This is a genomic window from Kitasatospora sp. NPDC001175, assembly GCF_053598215.1.
Genome location: NZ_JBSFJU010000217.1, coordinates 1 through 1,490, shown reverse-complemented (window position 1 = coordinate 1,490; position 1,490 = coordinate 1). Strand labels below are relative to the sequence as shown.

1 protein-coding gene is annotated in these 1,490 nt (G+C 71.7%); it reads left to right on the top strand.

Going from position 1 to position 1,490, the window contains the following annotated elements:
* Positions 1-1,490: KR domain-containing protein (locus ACWDAK_RS41245; RefSeq protein WP_449806595.1), on the top strand; the 1,490-nt coding region annotated here is incomplete at both ends.

Sequence of the window (1,490 nt, the reverse complement as noted above, 5' to 3'; positions counted from 1 at the left end):
GCTCAGGTGGAGTCGATCCGCGCCGAGCTGCTGGACGTGCTGCGTGAGGTGACCCCGCGGGCGGGTCGGGTGCCGCTGCTGTCCACGGTGACCGGTGAGCTGGTGGACGGCTCGGGTATGGACGCCGAGTACTGGTACACCAACCTCCGTGCCACCGTGGAGTTCGCCGACGCGACCCGCGCGCTGCTGGAGGAGCACGCTGTTGGCACGTTCATCGAGGTGAGCGCGCATCCGGTGCTCGCGATGGCGGTTCAGGAGAGCGTCGAGCAGAGCGGCCGTGAGGCCGCCGCGTTCGGTACCCTGCGTCGCCAGGAGGGTGGCCTGGAGCGGCTGTTCGCGTCGCTGGCCGAGGCCCATGTGCGGGGTGTTCGGGTGGACTGGCAGTCCTTCCTCGGCGGCCGTGGTGCGCGCCGGGTGGATCTGCCGACCTACGCCTTCCAGCGTGAGCGGTACTGGCTGGAGTCGGACGGTTCCGCTTCGACGGTCGAGGTCCCCGTTGACGCGGTGGATGCGACCTTCTGGGAGGCCGTGGAGAAGGGTGACCTTCAGGCGCTGTCCTCCGCGCTGGAGCTGGACGGCGACCAGCCGCTGAGCTCGGTGCTGCCCGCGCTGTCGGCCTGGCGCCGGCAGAGCCGCGAGCAGTCCACGGTGGACGGCTGGCGCTACCGCGACAGCTGGAAGCCGGTCACGGACGGCAACGCTGGTGTGCTGTCGGGCACCTGGCTGGTGGTGGCCTCGGCTGAGGACACCACTGTGGCGGATGTGGTTCGGACGCTGTCCGGCCGGGGCGCGGGTGTGCGCTTGGTGGAGCCGGCCGGTACGGACCGCGCTTCGGTGGCCGAGTCGCTGCGGTCGGTGCCGGCAGACGGCATGCCCGTGTCCGGTGTGCTGTCGCTGCTGGCCCTGGACGAGACCGTCCTCCCGGCCGGTGGCGGAGTCATCGACGGTACGGCCGGGACGCTGGCGCTGGTGCAGGCGCTGGGTGATGCGGGTGTCGCGGCTCCGCTGTGGTGTGTGACGCGGGGTGCGGTGTCGACGGGTCGCTCGGACCGGCTGGCGAGCCCGCTGCAGGCTCAGGTCTGGGGTCTGGGTCGGGTGGTGGCGCTGGAGCACCCGGAGCGTTGGGGTGGTCTGGTCGACCTGCCGGAGGTGCTGGACGAGCGTGCGCTGTCGCGGCTGGCCGGTGTGCTGGCCGGGGCTGAGGATCAGGTCGCGGTCCGGGCGTCGGGTGTGTTCACCCGTCGTCTGGTGCGGGCCCCGCGCGGTGAGGGTGTCGCCTGGAAGCCGTCCGGTACGGTCCTGGTCACCGGTGGCACCGGTGCGCTGGGTGCGGAGGTCGCGCGCTGGCTGGTCCGTAACGGTGCCGAGCAGCTGGTGCTGACCAGCCGTCGCGGCCTGGACGCTCCTGGTGCGGTTGAACTGCGTGATGAGCTGGCCGAGTTGGGCGCTGCTGTCACGGTGGCGGCATGCGATGTGGCTGATCGTGCTGC